Source organism: Pseudomonas sp. SYWMCR5 (genome assembly GCF_057197165.1).
Genome location: NZ_JBXUNH010000001.1, coordinates 295,711 through 313,086, shown reverse-complemented (window position 1 = coordinate 313,086; position 17,376 = coordinate 295,711). Strand labels below are relative to the sequence as shown.

Here is a 17,376-nt window from a genome sequence, read left to right as displayed (position 1 = left end):
TGAGGAGCGCAAAGCATGGCAGTCAATGTTAATGATGTGCTCGCCAATTCCGGTGTGAGCAACGGCACCAAGAAGCCAGCCAGCGAGCCGACCGACAAGAACGCGCTCGGCAAGGATGCCTTCTTGCAGTTGCTGGTCACCCAGATGCAGCACCAGAACCCGCTCGATCCGCAGGACAACGGTGAGTTCGTTGCCCAGCTTGCGCAGTTCAGCAGCCTGGAGGGTATCCAGACCCTCAACGAGTCGGTCAACGCCATTACCGGTTCGCTGGGTTCGTCCCAGGCGCTGCAGGCGTCGTCGCTGGTCGGCCGCTCGGTGATCGTGCAGAACGACAAGGCGTTGGTCGATCCGACCAAGAGCTTCAATGGTCAGGTCGTGGTGCCGCAGAACATCGAGAGCGGCAAGGTCACGATCAAGGACAAGGATGGCAACGTCGTCAAGACCATCCAGTTGGGCGAACAGAAGAAGGGCACTGCCGACTTCATCTGGGATGGCACCAACGACAAGGGCGAGAAGGTCGCTGCAGGCAACTACACCTTTACCGCGACGACCACCGTCGATGGCAAGGCTCAGGAGATGTACACGCTGCTGCCAGCCACCGTCACCAGTGTCACCGTGGGTGGCACTGGCGGCGAGATGATGCTCAACCTGGCCGGTATCGGCAAGGTCGGCATCTCCAAAGTACAAACCATCGGAATCTAAGGCCGGCCTGTTCGGCAGAAGGAGCAATGCATGTCTTTCAATATCGGCCTTAGCGGTCTCTACGCAGCCAACAAGCAACTCGACGTTACCGGCAACAACATCGCCAACGTCAATACCACCGGTTTCAAGTCGTCGCGTGCCGAGTTCGCCGACGTCTACGCCGGCGCCAACCGCCTGGGCGTGGGCCAGAACCAGGTCGGTAACGGTGTGCGCCTGGCGGCCGTGTCGCAGCAGTTCACCCAGGGTGACGTGAACAACACTGGCAACGTGCTGGACATGGGGATCCAGGGCCAGGGCTACTTCGTCCTGTCCGACAACGGCTCGCTGACCTACACCCGTGCCGGTGCCTTCCGCACCGACAAGGACAACAACGTGGTGACCTCCGACGGCCTGAACCTGCAAGGCTATGCTGCCGACAGCACCGGCAAGATCCAGAAGGGCATCCTCACCAACCTGAAGATCGATACCTCGGCGCTGGCCCCCAAGGCCACTACCCTGATCGACCAGGGCATCAACCTGAACTCCTCCGCCGACACCATCCCGCTGGAGGTGTCCGACGGCGCGACCCCACCGGTGATGGTGCCGAACAAGCCGTTCGACCCGGCCGACCAGTCGACCTACACCAAGTCCTTCCCGACCAAGGTGTACGACAGCCAGGGTAACGAGCACACCATGGAGCAGTTCTACCGCAAGACCGGCACCAACGAGTGGACCATGTACACCCTGGTCGATGGTCGCAACCCGCTCAACCCGAGTAGCACCACGCCGCTGACCGGCACCATGACTTTCAACTCCGACGGCAGCATCAAGGCCATGACCACCGACAACACCACGGTGCCGGCGGCCAACTGGAGCGTGACCAACAACACCTTCAGCCTCAAGGGCTGGATCCCGGCCGCGAAGGATGCCGCAGGCAACTGGGCGGCCAACGGTTCGGATGGCAATGCCGACGGCATGCGCCTGGCCATGAACAGCACCACCTCGTACAACACCGAGACCGCGCGCATGTCGCAGAATCAGGACGGCTATGCCACCGGCATCCTGTCGAGCCTGTCGATCGACTCGACCGGGGTGATGTTCGCAAGCTTCAGCAACCAGCAGTCTCGCGCCATCGGCCAGGTTGCGATTGCCAGCTTCGCCAACGACCAGGGCCTGCAGCAGATCGGCGGTACGCGTTGGAAAGAGACCTTCTCCTCGGGTATTCCAGGCATCGACGCGCCGAAGACCGGCACCCTGGGCTCGGTCGAGTCCAACTCGCTGGAAGCGTCCAACGTCAACCTGACCCAGGAGCTGGTCGAGCTGATCAAGGCGCAGAGCAACTACCAGGCCAACGCCAAGACCATCTCCACCGAAAGCACCATCATGCAGACCATCATCCAGATGACCTGATGGTCGCTGGCTGAGCGTGTCTGGACGAACCCCTTTCCCGTGAAGGGGTTCGTCGTTTTTGCAGGAGGGATCATGAGGAAACTGACTGTCGCGCTGTTGGCGGCGGCATGCCTGCTCCAGGCTCAGGCCGGTACTGCGCCGTGGTGGCGCTGGGAAAGCCAGGTGGATGGGCGACTGGTGTGTTCGCAGTGGTCGCCGGGGGAGGGCTGGAAGCGGTTTGCCGGGCCGTACAACAATGGTGGGTGTCGCGATTAGCAATACCGCCACTGCTGAACTTTGGCACCCCCTTGCCGCCAGCGGCAAAGCAGCGCCGGATAACCGACGTTGCACCCTCGACGAAAACCACCAAAGGCCCGTATCCACGGGCTTTTTCTTGCCTCGGGAAAAGTTGGTTCGGAACTTGCTTTACAGCCTGCATAGCAACGGTGAGCGGCAATCGATCGCCAGTGCAGTGGAGGATGACTGTGGACAAGATGCTTTACGTGGCCATGACCGGCGCCGCCCAGAACGCGGTGGCACAGAAGGCCCACGCCAACAACCTGGCGAACGTTTCCACCACCGGTTTTCAGCGTGACCTGGAGCAGGCGCGCTCGATGCCGGTGTTCGGCGACAGCTTTCCGGCGCGTGCCTTCGCCATGAGCGAGCGGCCTGCCACCGACTTTACCGCAGGCCCGATGATCGAGACTGGTCGCGAGCTGGACGTGGCGGTCAGCGGCAACGGTTTCATCGCCGTGCAGGCCCCGGATGGCAGCGAAGCCTATGTGCGCACCGGCAGCCTGAACATCGACGCCCTCGGCGTGTTGCGTGCCGGCAATGGCATGCCGGTGATCGGCAACGGTGGCCCGATCGCCATTCCGCCAGAGCAGAAGGTCGAGGTCGGTGACGATGGCACCATCAGCATCCGCGCCATGGGTGAAGACCCGCGCGTCATGGCCGAGGTCGATCGGATCAAGCTGGTCAACCCCGATATCAAGAGCATCAGCAAAGGCCTCGATGGCCTGATCCATACCAACAGCGGCCAGCCGGCCGATGCGGACGTCAATGTCCGCGTGGTGTCGGGCTTCCTCGAGGGCAGCAACGTCAATGCCGTCGAAGAGATGACTTCGGTGCTGGCCCTGTCCCGCCAGTTCGAGCTGCACGTCAAGATGATGAAGACCGCCGAGCAGGGCGACGAAGCCATGGCTCGGGTTTTGCAAATCAGCTAATCACTTTTGAACGGGTGCCGTAAAACAGGCGCACGAGGAGAACACTAAATGCTTCCGGCTCTCTGGGTCGCTAAAACCGGCCTGTCCGCACAGGACACCAACCTGACGGTCATCTCCAACAACCTGGCCAACGTCTCGACCACCGGCTTCAAGCGCGACCGTGCCGAGTTCCAGGACCTGCTGTACCAGACCAAGCGTCAGCCTGGTGCCCAGTCGACCCAGGACAGCGAGCTGCCTTCGGGCCTGCAGGTCGGTACCGGTGTGCGCATCGTCGGCACCCAGAAGAACTTCCAGACTGGCAGCCTGCAGACCACCGAAAACCCGCTGGATCTCGCGGTCAACGGTCGTGGTTTCTTCCAGGTCCTGCAGCCAGACGGCACTGTCTCCTACACCCGTGACGGCACCTTTCACCTGAACTCCGATGGCCAGGTCGTGACCGCCAATGGTTTCGCCCTCGAGCCTGCCATCGTCGTGCCGCCGGAGGCCCAGACCTTCACCGTCGGCCAGGACGGCACCGTGTCGATCACCACCACCGGCAACCCTGCTGCGCAGATCATCGGCAACATCCAGACCGCAGACTTCATCAACCCGGCCGGCCTGCAGGCGATCGGCAACAACCTGTTCTTCGAGACCGCCGCCAGCGGTGCGCCGCAGGTCGGCACCCCGGGCCTGAACGGTTTCGGCACCACTCTGCAGCAGACCCTGGAAAACTCCAACGTCAGCACCGTTGAAGAGCTGGTGAACATGATCACCACCCAGCGCGCCTACGAGATGAACTCCAAGGTCATCTCCACCGCCGACCAGATGTTGTCGTTCGTCACCCAGCAACTGTAAGTCCTGGCTCTAGCTACCCGGCCGCTGTTGCAGCGCCTGTTACACCGTGAGGTAAGCGTCATGAATCGTCTGTTGTCCGTCGTCGCCCTGGGAGGGGCTGTGTTGCTGGCCGGTTGCGTTGCGCCGACGGCAAAGCCCAACGACCCGTACTACGCGCCTGTACTGCCGCGTACACCTTTGCCGTCGGCGGCCAACAACGGTTCGATCTACCAGGCCGGTTTCGAGCAGAACATGTATGGCGATCGCAAGGCGTTTCGTGTTGGTGACATCATCACCATCACCCTCAACGAGCGTACCTCGGCGAGCAAGAACGCCGGTTCCCAGATCCAGAAGGACAGCAACGCCAATATCGGCCTGACCTCGCTGTTCGGGACGACGCCCAACACCAACAACCCGTTCGGCGGTGGCGACCTGTCGCTCAACGCCGGGTACAAGGGTGAGCGCGCCACCAAAGGTGCCAGCCAGGCCAGCCAGGGCAATACCTTGACCGGCTCCATCACCGTTACCGTGGCCGATGTGCTGCCCAACGGCATCATCGCCGTGCGCGGCGAGAAGTGGATGACCCTCAACACCGGCGAAGAGCTGGTACGCATCGCCGGCCTGATCCGCGCCGACGACATCGCCACCGACAACACCGTGCCGTCCACGCGTGTGGCCGACGCGCGCATCACCTATTCGGGCACCGGCTCCTTCGCCGATGCCAGCCAGCCCGGGTGGCTGGACCGCTTCTTCATGAGCCCGCTTTGGCCCTTCTGAGTACGGATGACCATGTTCAACGCCAGGCAGTTGATTGCCGCGACCTTGCTCCTGTCCTTCGCGTTCGGCGCCCACGCCGAGCGCCTGAAGGATATCGCCAGCATTTCCGGCGTGCGCGCCAACCAGTTGATCGGCTACGGCCTGGTGGTGGGGCTCAACGGGACGGGTGACCAGACCACCCAGACCCCGTTCACCCTGCAGACCTTCAACAACATGCTGTCGCAGTTCGGCATCAAGGTGCCGCCAGGTTCGGGCAACGTGCAGTTGAAGAACGTCGCTGCGGTGTCGGTGCACGCCGACCTGCCGGCCTTCGCCAAGCCGGGGCAGGTGATCGACATCACCGTGTCCTCGATCGGCAACTCCAAGAGCCTGCGCGGCGGTAGCCTGCTGATGACCCCGCTCAAGGGTATCGACGGCAACGTCTACGCCATTGCCCAGGGCAACCTGGTGGTCGGTGGTTTCGATGCCGAAGGTCGCGATGGCTCGAAGATCACCGTCAACGTGCCGTCGGCCGGTCGCATCCCTGGCGGTGCTTCGGTCGAGCGCGCGGTGCCGAGCGGCTTCAACCAGGGCAACAGCCTGACCCTGAACCTCAATCGCCCGGACTTCACCACCGCCAAGCGCATCGTCGACAAGGTCAACGAACTGCTCGGCCCGGGTGTTGCCCAGGCGCTGGACGGCGGTTCGGTGCGCGTCACCGCGCCCATGGACCCGAGTCAGCGGGTCGACTACCTGTCGATCCTCGAGAACCTGGAGATCGATCCTGGCCAGGCCGTGGCCAAGGTCATCATCAACTCGCGTACCGGCACCATCGTCATTGGCCAGAACGTCAAGGTATCGCCGGCCGCCGTCACCCACGGCAGCCTGACCGTGACCATCACCGAAGACCCGATCGTCAGCCAGCCGGGGCCGTTCTCCAATGGCCAGACCGCCGTGGTGCCGCGTTCGCGGATCAATGCGCAACAGGAAGCCAAGCCGATGTTCAAGTTCGGCCCAGGCACCACGCTGGATGAAATCGTCCGTGCGGTGAACCAGGTCGGCGCGGCACCGGGCGACCTGATGGCGATCCTCGAAGCCCTGAAACAGGCCGGCGCCTTGCAGGCCGACCTGATCGTGATCTGAGGACGCTGGCGATGAATCCGAAGAGCCTGGTTTCAAGTGCCGCCGACAGCGGCGCCTACACCGACCTCAACCGTCTGAGCTCGCTCAAGCACGGGGACCGTGACAGCGATGCCAACATCCGCAAGGTGGCCCAGGAGTTCGAGTCGCTGTTCATCGGCGAAATGCTCAAGGCCTCGCGCAAGGCCGGCGATGTGCTGGCTGCCGACGATCCGATGAACACCGAGACGGTCAAGCAGTACCGCGACATGTACGACCAGCAGTTGGCCGTGAGCATGTCCCGCGAAGGCGGCGGTATCGGCCTGCAGGACGTGCTGGTGCGCCAGTTGTCCAAGAACAAGGCCGTGCGCCCGAACACCAGCCCGTTCCCGCGTATCGACGGCAATGCGCCGGCGTTGTGGGGCACGAAAGTGGTCGCACCGGCCCAGGCCGCCGAATCGGCGTCCACCCGCAACGACGTTGCAGCGCTCAATTCGCGGCGTCTGGCGCTGCCGGGCAAGCTCACCGACCGCCTGCTCGCCGGCATCGTGCCGTCGGCCGGCAATCCGGCTGCGACCAACACCTCGGCATTGCCGGGTCGTGGCGATATTCCCCCCGGTGGCGTGGCCACCGGCGACTGGGAGCCGGCCCAGGCCTTCGCCGCACCGGGGCATGGTATGCAGATTCTCGGGCGCGCCGTGGCCCAGCCGCCGCTGGCGCCGAAGAAAGCCTTCGCCGACAGCGACGAGTTCGTCGCCACCATGCTGCCGATGGCCGAGCAGGCCGCCAAGCGCATCGGTATCGACCCGCGTTACCTGGTCGCCCAGGCTGCCCTCGAAACCGGCTGGGGCAAATCGGTCATGCGTAACACCGATGGCAGCAGCAGCCACAACCTGTTCGGCATCAAGGCCACCGGCAATTGGCAGGGCGGCGAGGCGAGGGCGATCACCAGCGAGTTCCGCAACGGTCAGTTCGTCAAGGAAACGGCAGCGTTCCGTTCCTACGACTCCTACCAGGACAGCTTCCACGACTTGGTCAGCCTGCTGCAGAACAATGCGCGCTATCAAGATGCAGTGAAGTCTGCCGATAACCCAGAGCAGTTTGTGCGAGAGCTGCAGAAGGCCGGGTATGCCACCGACCCGAACTACGCCAGCAAGATCTCGCAGATCGCAAGACAGATGAAGTCGGACACGAGCTACGCAATGCTCGGGACCACCACGCAACTTTAAGGGCAGCGAATCATGGCGAGCTTGATCAATATTGGCATGTCGGGGCTGGGCGCCGCGCAGTCGGGGATGTACACCCTGGGTAACAACATCGCCAACGCCGATGTGGACAGTTACTCGCGCCAGCAGAACGTGCAGAAGACCAAGGGCTCGCAGCAGAACGGCAACGTCTTCATCGGCAGCGGCACCACGCTGGCCGACGTGCGTCGAGTGTACAACTCGTTCCTCGAGAACCAACTGCGCACCACCACCTCGCTGTCCAGCGATGCCAACTCGTACCTGAACCAGATCAATCCGCTCGACACTGCCCTGTCGAGCGCTGACACCGGTATCACGGCTGCCCTGAAAGGCTTCTTCACCGCCATGCAGGACGCGGCGGCCAAGCCCAACGAAGATGCCTCTCGCCAGTTGCTGCTGACCAGCGCGCAATCGCTGGCCAAGCGTTTCAACAGCCTGTCGACGCAGCTCAACCAGCAGAACAGCAACATCAACGCCAACATGGCGTCGATCGCCGACCAGGTGAACCAGCTCACCTCGACCATCGCCCAGTACAACGACCAGATCGCGCGCGTGTCGGCGATCCAGGGCCAGCCGAACGATCTGCTCGACCAGCGCGACGGCGCCGTGCGCGAACTGAACAAGCTGATCGGCAGCCAGGTGGTGGAGCGCGAAGGCAACTACGACATCTACCTGCCCAACGGCCAGGCACTGGTACTGGGCAAGACCACCCAGACCCTCGAGGTCGCGCCAAACCGCAACGATCCGACGCGCATGAGCCTGATGATCAACCGCGGCAGCACCAAGATGGACATCACCGACACCACCACCGGTGGCGAGCTCGGTGGCCTGCTGCGCTACCGCAAGGACACCCTGGATCCTGCGCTCAACGAGCTGGGCCGGGTGGCACTGGTGGTGTCCGATGCGATCAACAGCCAGCTCGGCCAGGGCGTCGACAAGAATGGTGAATTCGGCGCGCTGCTGTTCGGCGACATCAACAGCGCCAAGGCCATCAGCGAGCGCAGCATCGCCCGCCAGGGCAACAGTGCAGGCTCCGGCAACCTCGATGTGACCATCAAGGACACCGGTAAGCTCGGCACCAGCGACTACCAGGTGACCTTCACCAGTGCCACCGGCTACAACGTGCGCAAGCTGCCCGAAGGCACCGACATGGGCAACTTCGACCTCAACGACAACCCACCGAAAGTGATCGATGGCTTCAGCCTCTCGCTCAATGGTGGCGCCGTTGCCGCTGGCGACAGCTTCAAGATCACCCCGACCCGCAACGCCGCTGCCGGTATCGAGTCGGTACTCACCGATCCCAAGCGCCTGGCGCTATCCGCGCCGTTGGGTGCAGTGAGCGGCTCGGGCAACAAGGGTACCGGGCAGATCACCCAGCCGAACCTGACCTCCAAGCTGGACATCTACAACGCCACCGATCGCACTCAGTTGCAGACCGGCCTGAAATATTCGACCCCGGTCAAGCTGGTGTTCGGCGACGACAGCGCGTCTCCGCAGGGCTACACCCTGTACGACGCCAAGGGCAACTCCATCGGCACCGGCACCATCGTGCCCGGCCAGAGCAACAAGCTGCAGCTCTCGGTGCCGATGGTCGATGGCGCCGGCAACCCGATCATGGATGGCGCCACCCAGCGTTCGTTCACCTTCGAGATGGAAGTGGCCGGTGCACCGAAGAACGGTGACAGCTTCACCGTCTCGCTGACCGGTGCAGGCTCTTCCGACAACCGCAACGCCAAGTCGGTGATCGACCTGCAGACCAAGTCCACCGTGGAAGTCGGCGCCGACGGCAAGGGCATCAGCCTGACCGATGCCTACGCCAAGCTTGTGTCCAACGTCGGCGGCAAGGCTGGCCAGGCGAGCATGGACTCCGACGCCACCAATGCCCTGCAGAAGTCGGCGCTCGATGGCCGCAACGCCGTCTCCGGGGTGTCGATCGACGAAGAGACCGGCAACCTCATCAAGTTCCAGCAGTACTACACCGCGTCGTCGCAGATCATCAAGGCGGCCCAGGAAACCTTCGCCACCTTGATCAACAGCCTTTAAGGAGCCGTAGACCGTGCGCATTTCCACTTCGCAGTTCTACAACACCAGCAGCGCCAACTATCAGCGCGGCTTCAGCAACGTGGTGAAAACCCAGCAGGAATCCAGCGATGGCATCCGCGTGCGTACTGCAGCCGACGATCCGGTGGGCGCCTCGCGCCTGCTGCAGCTCGAGCAGCAACAGAACATGCTCGACCAGTACAAGAGCAACATCACCAATGTGCGCAACTCGCTGAGCACCTCCGAAAGCACCCTCGATGCCATCGGCAAGGTGCTGCAGCGGGTCAACGAGCTGGCGATCAGCTCGGGCAACGCCGGTTTTACCGACGCCGACCGCAAGGCCAACGCCGACGAGCTGGGCTCGCTGGAAGAGCAGTTGTTCTCGCTGATGAACAGCAAGGACGAGAACGGCAAGTACCTGTTCTCCGGTTCCAAGGGCGACACCCCGCCCTACGTGCGCAACGCCGACGGCACCTACAGCTATCAGGGCGACCAGGGCCAGTTGAAACTGCAGGTGGGCGACATGCTCAGCCTGGCGGCCAACGAGACCGGTTTCGATGCCTTCGAGCAGGCGCTCAACACCAGCCGCAGCCAGACCACCCTGACCGCTCCGGCGGTGGACGATGGTCGGGTCAGCCTGTCCAATGGCCAGGTATCCGGCAGCGCGACGTTCAACGACCGCTTCCGCAGTGGCGAGCCGTACCGTATCGAGTTCCTCAGCAGCACCCAGTACCGCATCCTCGATTCGGGCAACAACGACGTGACCCTGGAAGCCTCGCAGGGCGGGACCTATAACCCGAATGCCGAGAATGGCACGATCTCCTTCCGCGGTGTCGACCTGCGCCTGAAGATCACCCTGCAGCCGGGTGACAACCCGGACACCGCGATTGCCGGCCACACCTTCAACCTGAGCTCCAAGCCCGATGCCATCGCTGGCTCGCGTAGCCCAGGCAACACCTCCGGCACCCAGGTCAACAACGCCACCATCAGCAACCAGGCGCAGTACAACGCCTCGTTCCCAGGTGGCGGCGCGGTGCTCAAGTTCAACAGCTCTACCGACTTCGAGCTGTATGCAGCGCCGCTCACCGACAACAGCCGGCCGATCTCCACCGGCACCCTGGCGGGCAACACTGCCACGGCCTCGGGCGTGAGCTTCCAGTTGTCCGGTGCACCCAATGCTGGTGACTCGTTCGCGATCAAGGTCGACACCCACCAGAATCAGAACATGCTCAACACCATTGGCCAACTGCGCACCGCGTTGAGCGTGCCGATGGACAATGATCCCAAGGCGCGCCAGAACTTCCTCGCCTCGCTGGACTCGGCAATCGGCAACATCGCCAGCGCCACCAACCAGGTGAGCTCCTCGATCAGCGCCATCGGTGGTCGCGGCGCGGCGCTGGATGTCCAGGCCGAAACCAACGAAGCACTGGGCAATGAAAACAGCAAGACCCAGAGCTCGATCCGCGAAAGCGACCCGGCCACGGTGATGCTGCGCCTGCAAATGCAGACCAACATGCTCCAGGCCTCGCTGCAGTCCTATGCCAAGATCGCCGGCCTGTCGCTGGTCAACTACATCTGAACCCAGGTGCGGGTGATCGCGGGGTGATCGTCCCACGAGCCTGCCTCGCCACCCGCCGGTCAGCGCCGGACTGGGTGGCAGCCGGTCCCGCGGTTCAATCGCTTGAGTGAGTCCTAGTGAACGCACATCCCCTCGTCAGCATCGCCATCCCCGCGTTCAATCCCGAGTTCTTTCGCGCCACGCTGGCCAGCGCCATCGGCCAGGATTACCCGAACCTGGAGATCGTGGTCTGCGACGACAGTCGCGGTGACCAGATCGCAGCGATCTGCGACGAGCTGCGTGCCGGTTGCGCAGTGCCCTTGCGTCATGTGCGCAACCCCGAGCGCCTGGGGTTTGCCCGCAACCTGCAGCGTTGCCTGGAGCAGTCTTCGGGCGAGCTGATCAAGTTTCTCTGCGACGACGACGTGCTGTTCGGCACCTGCATCAGCCAGCAGGCCAGAGTACTCAGCGATCACTCCCAGGTCAGCATGGTCATCTGCCAGCGCCTGCTGTGCGCTGCCGACGATGTGCTGCTGCCGGCGCGTTCGCTGAACTTCGTCATTTCCCTGAACAGTGCCGTGATCAATGGCACCGACCTGCTCGAAAGCGTCGCCGACGGCGTGCCCAATCTGTTCGGTGGGATCAGCCATGCGCTGCTGCGCCGTGACGAGGTGCAGGCCTACCTGCCGGCGCTAGTCGGGGAAGGGCAGGGCTTTGCCGCACGCCTGGACCTGGCCTTGTACGCCTGCCTGCTGCGCCGTGGCCACCTGTGCAGCCTGGATCAGGTGCTGAGCCTCGAGCGCGTGCATGCCGGACGCCTGAGCCACCAGGGCAGCATGGTCGAAGCTGCCAAGACTGAATCCGAATGGCTGCTGCAGATGCTCGCCGAGTCCACCGGCGAGCCAGCGCCGGCCGATGGTTGGGTGCGTACGCTGCCGCTGGCCGAATACACCGGGGCAGCCGATCAGGTCTGGGAGGAAATGGACCTGCGCCGTTTCTACTCCGGGCAGATGGCCAACCTCGGCCAGCAGATCGGTACCGACAGCATCAGCTTCGACGAGCTGTATGCCGAATGGCTGGAGTCGCGCCAATTGTCGGCGGGCCAGGTCAGCCTGCTGCCCAAGCGCATCGAGCAGTGGCCGCGCCAGCCGCGTATCGCGGTGGCGGTGCTGGCCGAGGCGGGCGATGAGAAGGTCTTGCGCACCACCTTGCAGAGCCTGCAGGGGCAGTCCTATCCAGCCCGCCATACCTTGGTGCTGGGCCCGGCGGCGCTGGCTGCCCAGGTACAGGGCGAGGCCCGTCACCTGCACAGCCAGGGTGATCACTTTGTCGAGCTTGGCCAGTGGCTGGCCACCGCGCAGGACATCGACTGGCTGTTGCTGCTGCGCGCCGGTGATCGCGCGCACCCTCATGCGCTGGTGATCATGGCCGAGCGCGTGGCCCTGCGCGGCGATAGCCTGTGCCTGTACATCGACGAAGGCGCCAACGACAACCTGGCGCCGTCGTGTCCGATCTTCAAACCCGACTTCAACCTCGATCTGATGCGCAGCCTGCCTTATGTCGGTCGGCTGCTCGCCTTCGATGCCAAGGCGCTGCGCGAACTGGGCGGCTTCGACGCCAGCTTCGCCACGCTCGCCCCCCACGACCTGCTCTGGCGCATGGTCGAGGTCCACGGCCTGCAGGTGGTCGAGCATATCGCCGAAGTGCTGGTGCAGTGTCACCACCGCTATGCCGACTGGCTCAACGATGCGCAGGCGCATGTGCAGGCCCCTCGCGTGCTGCAAGCGCACTTCGAGCGTCTGGGCGTACAGGCGCAGGTCACGGGTATCGAAGGCAGCATGATGACGCGAGTCACCTACCTGCACCCGCAAGCCGCCAGTGTCTCGATCCTCATCCACGCCGCAGGCGAGCTGGCGGTGCTGATGCGCTGCGTCGAATCGCTGTTCGCCCATACCGCCTACGCCGATTTCGAAGTACTGCTGGTGGCCAGCGGCGAGACATCCCCCGAGGTGCGCGATTGGCTGGGCGGCCTGCAGGGGCTGGGCAGTGACCAGTTACGCGTGTGCCAGGCGGATGCCACCGGGCGGGCGCAGAGCTTCAACGAAGCCAGCCGTCAGGCGCGTGGCGACTACCTGCTGCTGCTCGATGCTGCCTGTGTGCTGTTCGACGGCCGATGGCTGCAGGAATTGATGCAACTGGGGCAGCGCCCGGAAGTCGGCCTGGTTGGCCCCAAGCTGTTCGACAACAATGGCTCGGTGCTCTCGGCCGGCCTGGTGATGGGCATGAATGGCACTGCCGGCACGCCGTTCCTGAGCTGCGCGGTGAATGCCGACGGCTACATGAACCGCCTGAGCCTGGTACAGAACTGGAGCGCGCTGAGCCTTGACTGCCTGCTGGTGCGCGCCGCGCTGTTCGCCGAGCTGGGTGGGCTGGATACTGCGGCATTCGAGGTGTCGCTGTTCGATGCCGATTTCTGCCTGCGGGCGCGCGAAGCAGGCTACCTGTCGGTGTGGACGCCGTTCTCGCGGGTCGCCCAGGTGCCGGTGCCCGCTCAGGAACAGCCCGCACCGCAAAGCCTGCTGGCCGATCAGGAGCGGCTGTATGAGCGCTGGCTGGCATGGGTTGCTTTCGATCCCGCCTACAATCGCAACCTCAGCCTGAAGCTGCCGAACTTCAACTTCGAGCCGGGCCTGCGCGGTGGCTGGGATCCGTTCATCGCACGCGCCATGCCGTCGGTGATGGGGCTGCCCAGCAGCACCTCGGCCATCGGTCACTACCGTGTATCGCAGCCGTTCGCCGAGCTGGAAAAGGCCGGCTGGATCCAGGGGCGCATCGACTACAGCGCACCGAGCCTGATCGAGCTGGAGCGGGAAAAACCTGATGTGGTGATCCTGCAGTGCCGCTACACCCCGGCCAGCCTGCGCGATATCGCCCGCTTCAAGCGCTTCTCCAACACCCGGCGCATCTACGAGCTGGACGACTACATCATCGATCCGCCGAAGAAGAACGATCACGCTCGCAACCTGCCGCGCAACATGCGCGAGCTGGTCAGCGAAGCCATCGGCTTGTGCGATCGCGTGGTGGTCTCTACCGAACCGCTGGCCGATGCCCTGTCGAGCATGCACAGCGACATCCGCGTGGTCCCCAACATGCTCGCCGCCTCCTTGTGGACGGGCCTTCGCAGTGAGCGTCAGACGAGCGCGCGGCCACGTGTAGGCTGGGCGGGCGGCACCAGTCACCGAGGCGACCTGGAGTTGCTGCTGGAGGTGGTGCGCACACTGGCCGACGAAGTCGACTGGGTGTTCTTCGGCATGTGCCCCGAGATGCTGCTGCCTTACGTGAAGGAGTTTCACCCGGCCATTTCGTTCGGTGACTACCCGCGCAAGCTGGCCAGCCTCAACCTTGATCTGGCCCTGGCACCGTTGGAGCAGAACCTGTTCAACGACTGCAAGAGCAACCTGCGGCTACTCGAGTATGGCGCCTGCGGCTTCCCGGTCATCTGCACCGACACCAAGGCCTATGCCGGCTACCTGCCGTGCACCCGGGTGGCCGACAACACCACGGCGCAGTGGCTGGAAGCGATTCGCATGCACCTCGACGACCCGGCCGCCAGCTACCGCCAGGGCGATGCGTTGCGCGAGGCGGTACTGAGCGACTATGTCCTTACCGAACACCATCTGCAGCACTGGGCCAACGCCTGGCTGGCTGACTGAAATCCAGGCGCAGGGCCCAGGCCCTGCGCAGAACCGAACTCTTGAACAGGTGCCTTATGATCGATACCGCAACTGGCTCGCACACTGAAGTGACCGTTGTCCTGCTTGGGCATGACCAGGCGGATCACCGCGCCCGCGCACTCCACTACTACGCCAGCCAGGGCGTTCCATGCCTGGCGCTGGAGCCGGCAGGCCAACTCGGTGCACTGCTCGAGCAGGTGAACACGCCTTTCGTCTGCCTGGCGCTGGATGCCGACTTCGTGCTCGCCGATGCGCTGGGCAAGGCTGCCGCCCATCTGCTTGCACAGCCGCAGGTGAAGGGGGTGCAGGGGCATGCCCTGGCCTATGCGGCGGGCAACTGCAAGCTGAGCTACCACAAGCTCGGTGCATTCGTCGCGCCCCAGGCCGCAGAAGACGCTCTGGCGCGCCTGCGTCGTTATGGCCACAGCGGCCAGCAGGCTTGGCGTGCCGTACTGCGTGTGGCTACCCTGCAGACTGCGCTGGCAGGCCTGCCGCAAGAGCTGGATGCCGCGGGCTGGCGTGTGGCGCTGGGCTACGCGATCCTGCTGCAAGGCGAGATCGGCAGCCTCGAGCAGACCGATGTGGTCTGCGAACTGCTGGACAACGACCTGGGCGCAGCCGCCCGCGAGGAGCGCCTGACCCAGACCGTACGCAGCCTGCGCCAGTGGGATGAGGCGGCGGGTGTGTGTGCCGGCGAAGAAGGTTTCGTGGTGCTCAACCGCTTCGTGCGCAGCAGCTACGATCAGGGCGAGACGCCGCTGCTGTTCAGCTCCGACTGGGCCAGCGTGATTGACGACCCTGAGCAGACCTTCGAGCCGCGCCAGTATGTCGAGCTGCCGTACTACAACGGCAAGCTGTTCCAGCGCCTGAGCGAAATCGAGTTCCTCTGCCATGCCTGGCCGACCGGCGAGCGTCACCTGCATGCGCTCGAAGGCGCCTGGGTGCGCCAGCACGACTTGCTGCAAGTACATCCGAACGACACCAACGACAGCCTGCAGCAGCGCTACCTGCACGCGCTGGGCCTGGGCCTGTTCAACCGGGACGTATGCCAGCGCCTGATGCCGCTGTTGGCCGGTGCCAAGGACGTCCACCATGTTCGCGAAATGCAGGACTGGCTGACCCGCCTGGGCAGCGTTCCGGCACCCGATGCCCGCGCATTGCTCGAGACGACGCCGTCCGGCAAGTTGCTGGCCGCGATTGCCGCCGCGACCCCGGCCGAGGCCGACCGCGCCCGCGCGCAGGCCTACCTGGCGCGCCACCCGGCTGCGCAGATCGCCTTCGTGGTGCTGGACCTGGAGAATGACGACCAGGCACTGCAGGCCACCTTCGACAGCCTGCTGGCCAGCGGCCTGCGCAACTTCAAGCTGGTGGTGCTCAAGGGCGGCAAGCCTCCGGCGATTACCACTGCGCGCGACACCCTGCACTTCATCCAGGTCAACGACGGCAACTGGGCGACCCACCTGAACCAGGTGGTGAAACAGCTTTCCAGCGAGTGGCTGCTGCTGCTCGATGCCGGCGACGTGCTGCTGGCCGGTGGCCTGCTGCGTCTGGCGGTGGAGTTGACCCAGGCGCCGGGGTGCCAGGCGATCGCTGCTGACGAAGTGCAGCGTGACAGCGACGGCCGCCTGCTCGACGTGATCCGTCCGGGCAGCGACCTGGACCTGCTGCGTAGCCAGCCGGGGCTGATGTCGCGGCACTGGCTGGTACGTCGCCAGGCCGTGCTCGATCTGGGTGGCTACAGCGAGTCCTACCGTCATGCGCAGGAATACGACCTGTTGCTGCGCCTGGTCCAGCAGCAGGGTGTTGGCTGCCTGGCGCACATGGATGACTACCTGGTCATCGGCCAGCAGCCCGAGCAGTCTCTGACAGACGAAGCGGCCAAGGTCCTCAACCGTCACCTGACCGAACTGGGCTACCGCGCCCAGATCAGTGACCAAGGCAGCGCAGGCCTGACCGTCGATTTCCGTCATACCGCCACGCCGCTGGTCAGCATCCTGCTGGCAGGCGAGGGCGATACCGCGCAGTTGCAGGTATCGCTGACCGGGATCTTCCAGCGCACCCGTTACCCGCGCTTCGAAGTGGTGGTGGCCTTGCCGGGGCACGACAGCGCAGGACAGGCGGCGATTGCCCAGGCCTTCGGCACGCGCGTGCGGCTGATTGCCGGTGAGGCCCATGCCTCGCGCGAGCAACTGCTGGCGCTGGCCGCCGGGCAGGCGCGCGGCGATTACCTGGTGCTGCTCTCCGAGCGCTGCCATGTGATTACGCCGGCCTGGATCGAATCGCTGCTCAACGAGGCCCAGCGCCCCGAGGTGGGGATTGTCGGGGCCAGCTTGTGGGGTCGTGGCGAAATCCTGCTGCATGCAGGCTACGAGCTGCTCGACGGCGGACAGGTCAATGCACCCTGGGCCGGCACCTCGGCGGCACGCAGCGCTGCGGCGCGCTGGCCGCTGTCGGTACGCGACTGCCCGGCGGTGTCCGGCGACTGCCTGATGATCAGCCGCGAAACCTTCGAGCAGTGCGGTGGCCTGCCGGCAACAGGTGCGGCAGACCTGGCCCTGTGCCTGGCGGTACGCAGCAACGGCCTGATGGTGGTGTGGACGCCGCGTGCCAGGCTGATGGGCAACGAACTGGTGGTGCCCGCGGGGCAGGCTGTGCAGGCGCTGGCCGAGCAATGGCCTGGCGCGTTCCAGGGGCGTGCGCGGCTCGACGCCCAGGGCGCCGCGGGTGCACCGCAGTGGCTAGCACAGCTGGGATGACTGGCGCGCTAATTGCAAAAAAGCCGGGTTAAGCCCGGCTTTTTCATGCCCGCTGGCAAA

General features: G+C 64.4%; 12 protein-coding genes. All 12 read left to right on the top strand.

The genetic code is table 11. From position 1 onward, the window contains the following. Positions 1-15 precede the first annotated feature (15 nt). The 12 genes from flgD (at position 16) to AC2CGW_RS01300 (ending at position 17,316) form a co-directional block, all read left to right on the top strand. The gene (gene flgD, locus AC2CGW_RS01355) at positions 16-702 is read left to right on the top strand and encodes a flagellar hook assembly protein FlgD (RefSeq protein WP_186666453.1); all 687 of its coding nucleotides are present in this window, start codon (positions 16-18) and stop codon (positions 700-702) included. Between the two features lie 30 nt (positions 703-732). Then, a complete protein-coding gene (gene flgE, locus AC2CGW_RS01350) occupies positions 733-2,091 on the top strand; it encodes a flagellar hook protein FlgE (protein WP_186711013.1) in 1,359 nt (452 codons plus the stop codon). A 72-nt stretch (positions 2,092-2,163) separates the two neighbouring features. After that, positions 2,164-2,346 (top strand): hypothetical protein, encoded by a 183-nt coding sequence (locus tag AC2CGW_RS01345; RefSeq protein WP_186666449.1) that lies wholly within the window; start codon positions 2,164-2,166, stop codon positions 2,344-2,346. Positions 2,347-2,555: 209 nt separating this feature from the next. Further along, on the top strand, positions 2,556-3,296 hold the full coding sequence (locus AC2CGW_RS01340; protein WP_054891901.1) for a flagellar basal body rod protein FlgF: 741 nt from the start codon (positions 2,556-2,558) through the stop codon (positions 3,294-3,296). 48 nt (positions 3,297-3,344) lie between these two features. After that, positions 3,345-4,130, top strand: coding sequence for a flagellar basal-body rod protein FlgG (gene flgG / locus AC2CGW_RS01335; RefSeq protein ID WP_063545695.1), 786 nt, complete (start codon positions 3,345-3,347; stop codon positions 4,128-4,130). Between the two features lie 60 nt (positions 4,131-4,190). After that, positions 4,191-4,886, top strand: coding sequence for a flagellar basal body L-ring protein FlgH (gene flgH / locus AC2CGW_RS01330; protein ID WP_054891899.1), 696 nt, complete (start codon positions 4,191-4,193; stop codon positions 4,884-4,886). A 12-nt stretch (positions 4,887-4,898) separates the two neighbouring features. Next, on the top strand, positions 4,899-6,008 hold the full coding sequence (locus AC2CGW_RS01325; RefSeq protein ID WP_054891996.1) for a flagellar basal body P-ring protein FlgI: 1,110 nt from the start codon (positions 4,899-4,901) through the stop codon (positions 6,006-6,008). 11 nt (positions 6,009-6,019) lie between these two features. Continuing rightward, complete coding sequence (gene flgJ / locus AC2CGW_RS01320; protein ID WP_186666448.1) at positions 6,020-7,213, top strand: flagellar assembly peptidoglycan hydrolase FlgJ; 1,194 nt, start codon at positions 6,020-6,022, stop codon at positions 7,211-7,213. A 12-nt stretch (positions 7,214-7,225) separates the two neighbouring features. Then, positions 7,226-9,271 (top strand): flagellar hook-associated protein FlgK, encoded by a 2,046-nt coding sequence (flgK, locus tag AC2CGW_RS01315; RefSeq protein WP_186711015.1) that lies wholly within the window; start codon positions 7,226-7,228, stop codon positions 9,269-9,271. A 13-nt stretch (positions 9,272-9,284) separates the two neighbouring features. Continuing rightward, positions 9,285-10,847: a flagellar hook-associated protein 3 gene (locus tag AC2CGW_RS01310; RefSeq protein ID WP_484573405.1), complete on the top strand. Its 1,563-nt coding sequence runs from the start codon at positions 9,285-9,287 to the stop codon at positions 10,845-10,847. A 116-nt stretch (positions 10,848-10,963) separates the two neighbouring features. Continuing rightward, the gene (locus AC2CGW_RS01305) at positions 10,964-14,539 is read left to right on the top strand and encodes a glycosyltransferase (protein ID WP_484573404.1); all 3,576 of its coding nucleotides are present in this window, start codon (positions 10,964-10,966) and stop codon (positions 14,537-14,539) included. Positions 14,540-14,595: 56 nt separating this feature from the next. Then, positions 14,596-17,316 (top strand): glycosyltransferase family protein, encoded by a 2,721-nt coding sequence (locus AC2CGW_RS01300; protein ID WP_186711017.1) that lies wholly within the window; start codon positions 14,596-14,598, stop codon positions 17,314-17,316. The last annotated feature ends 60 nt before the right edge of the window (positions 17,317-17,376 follow it).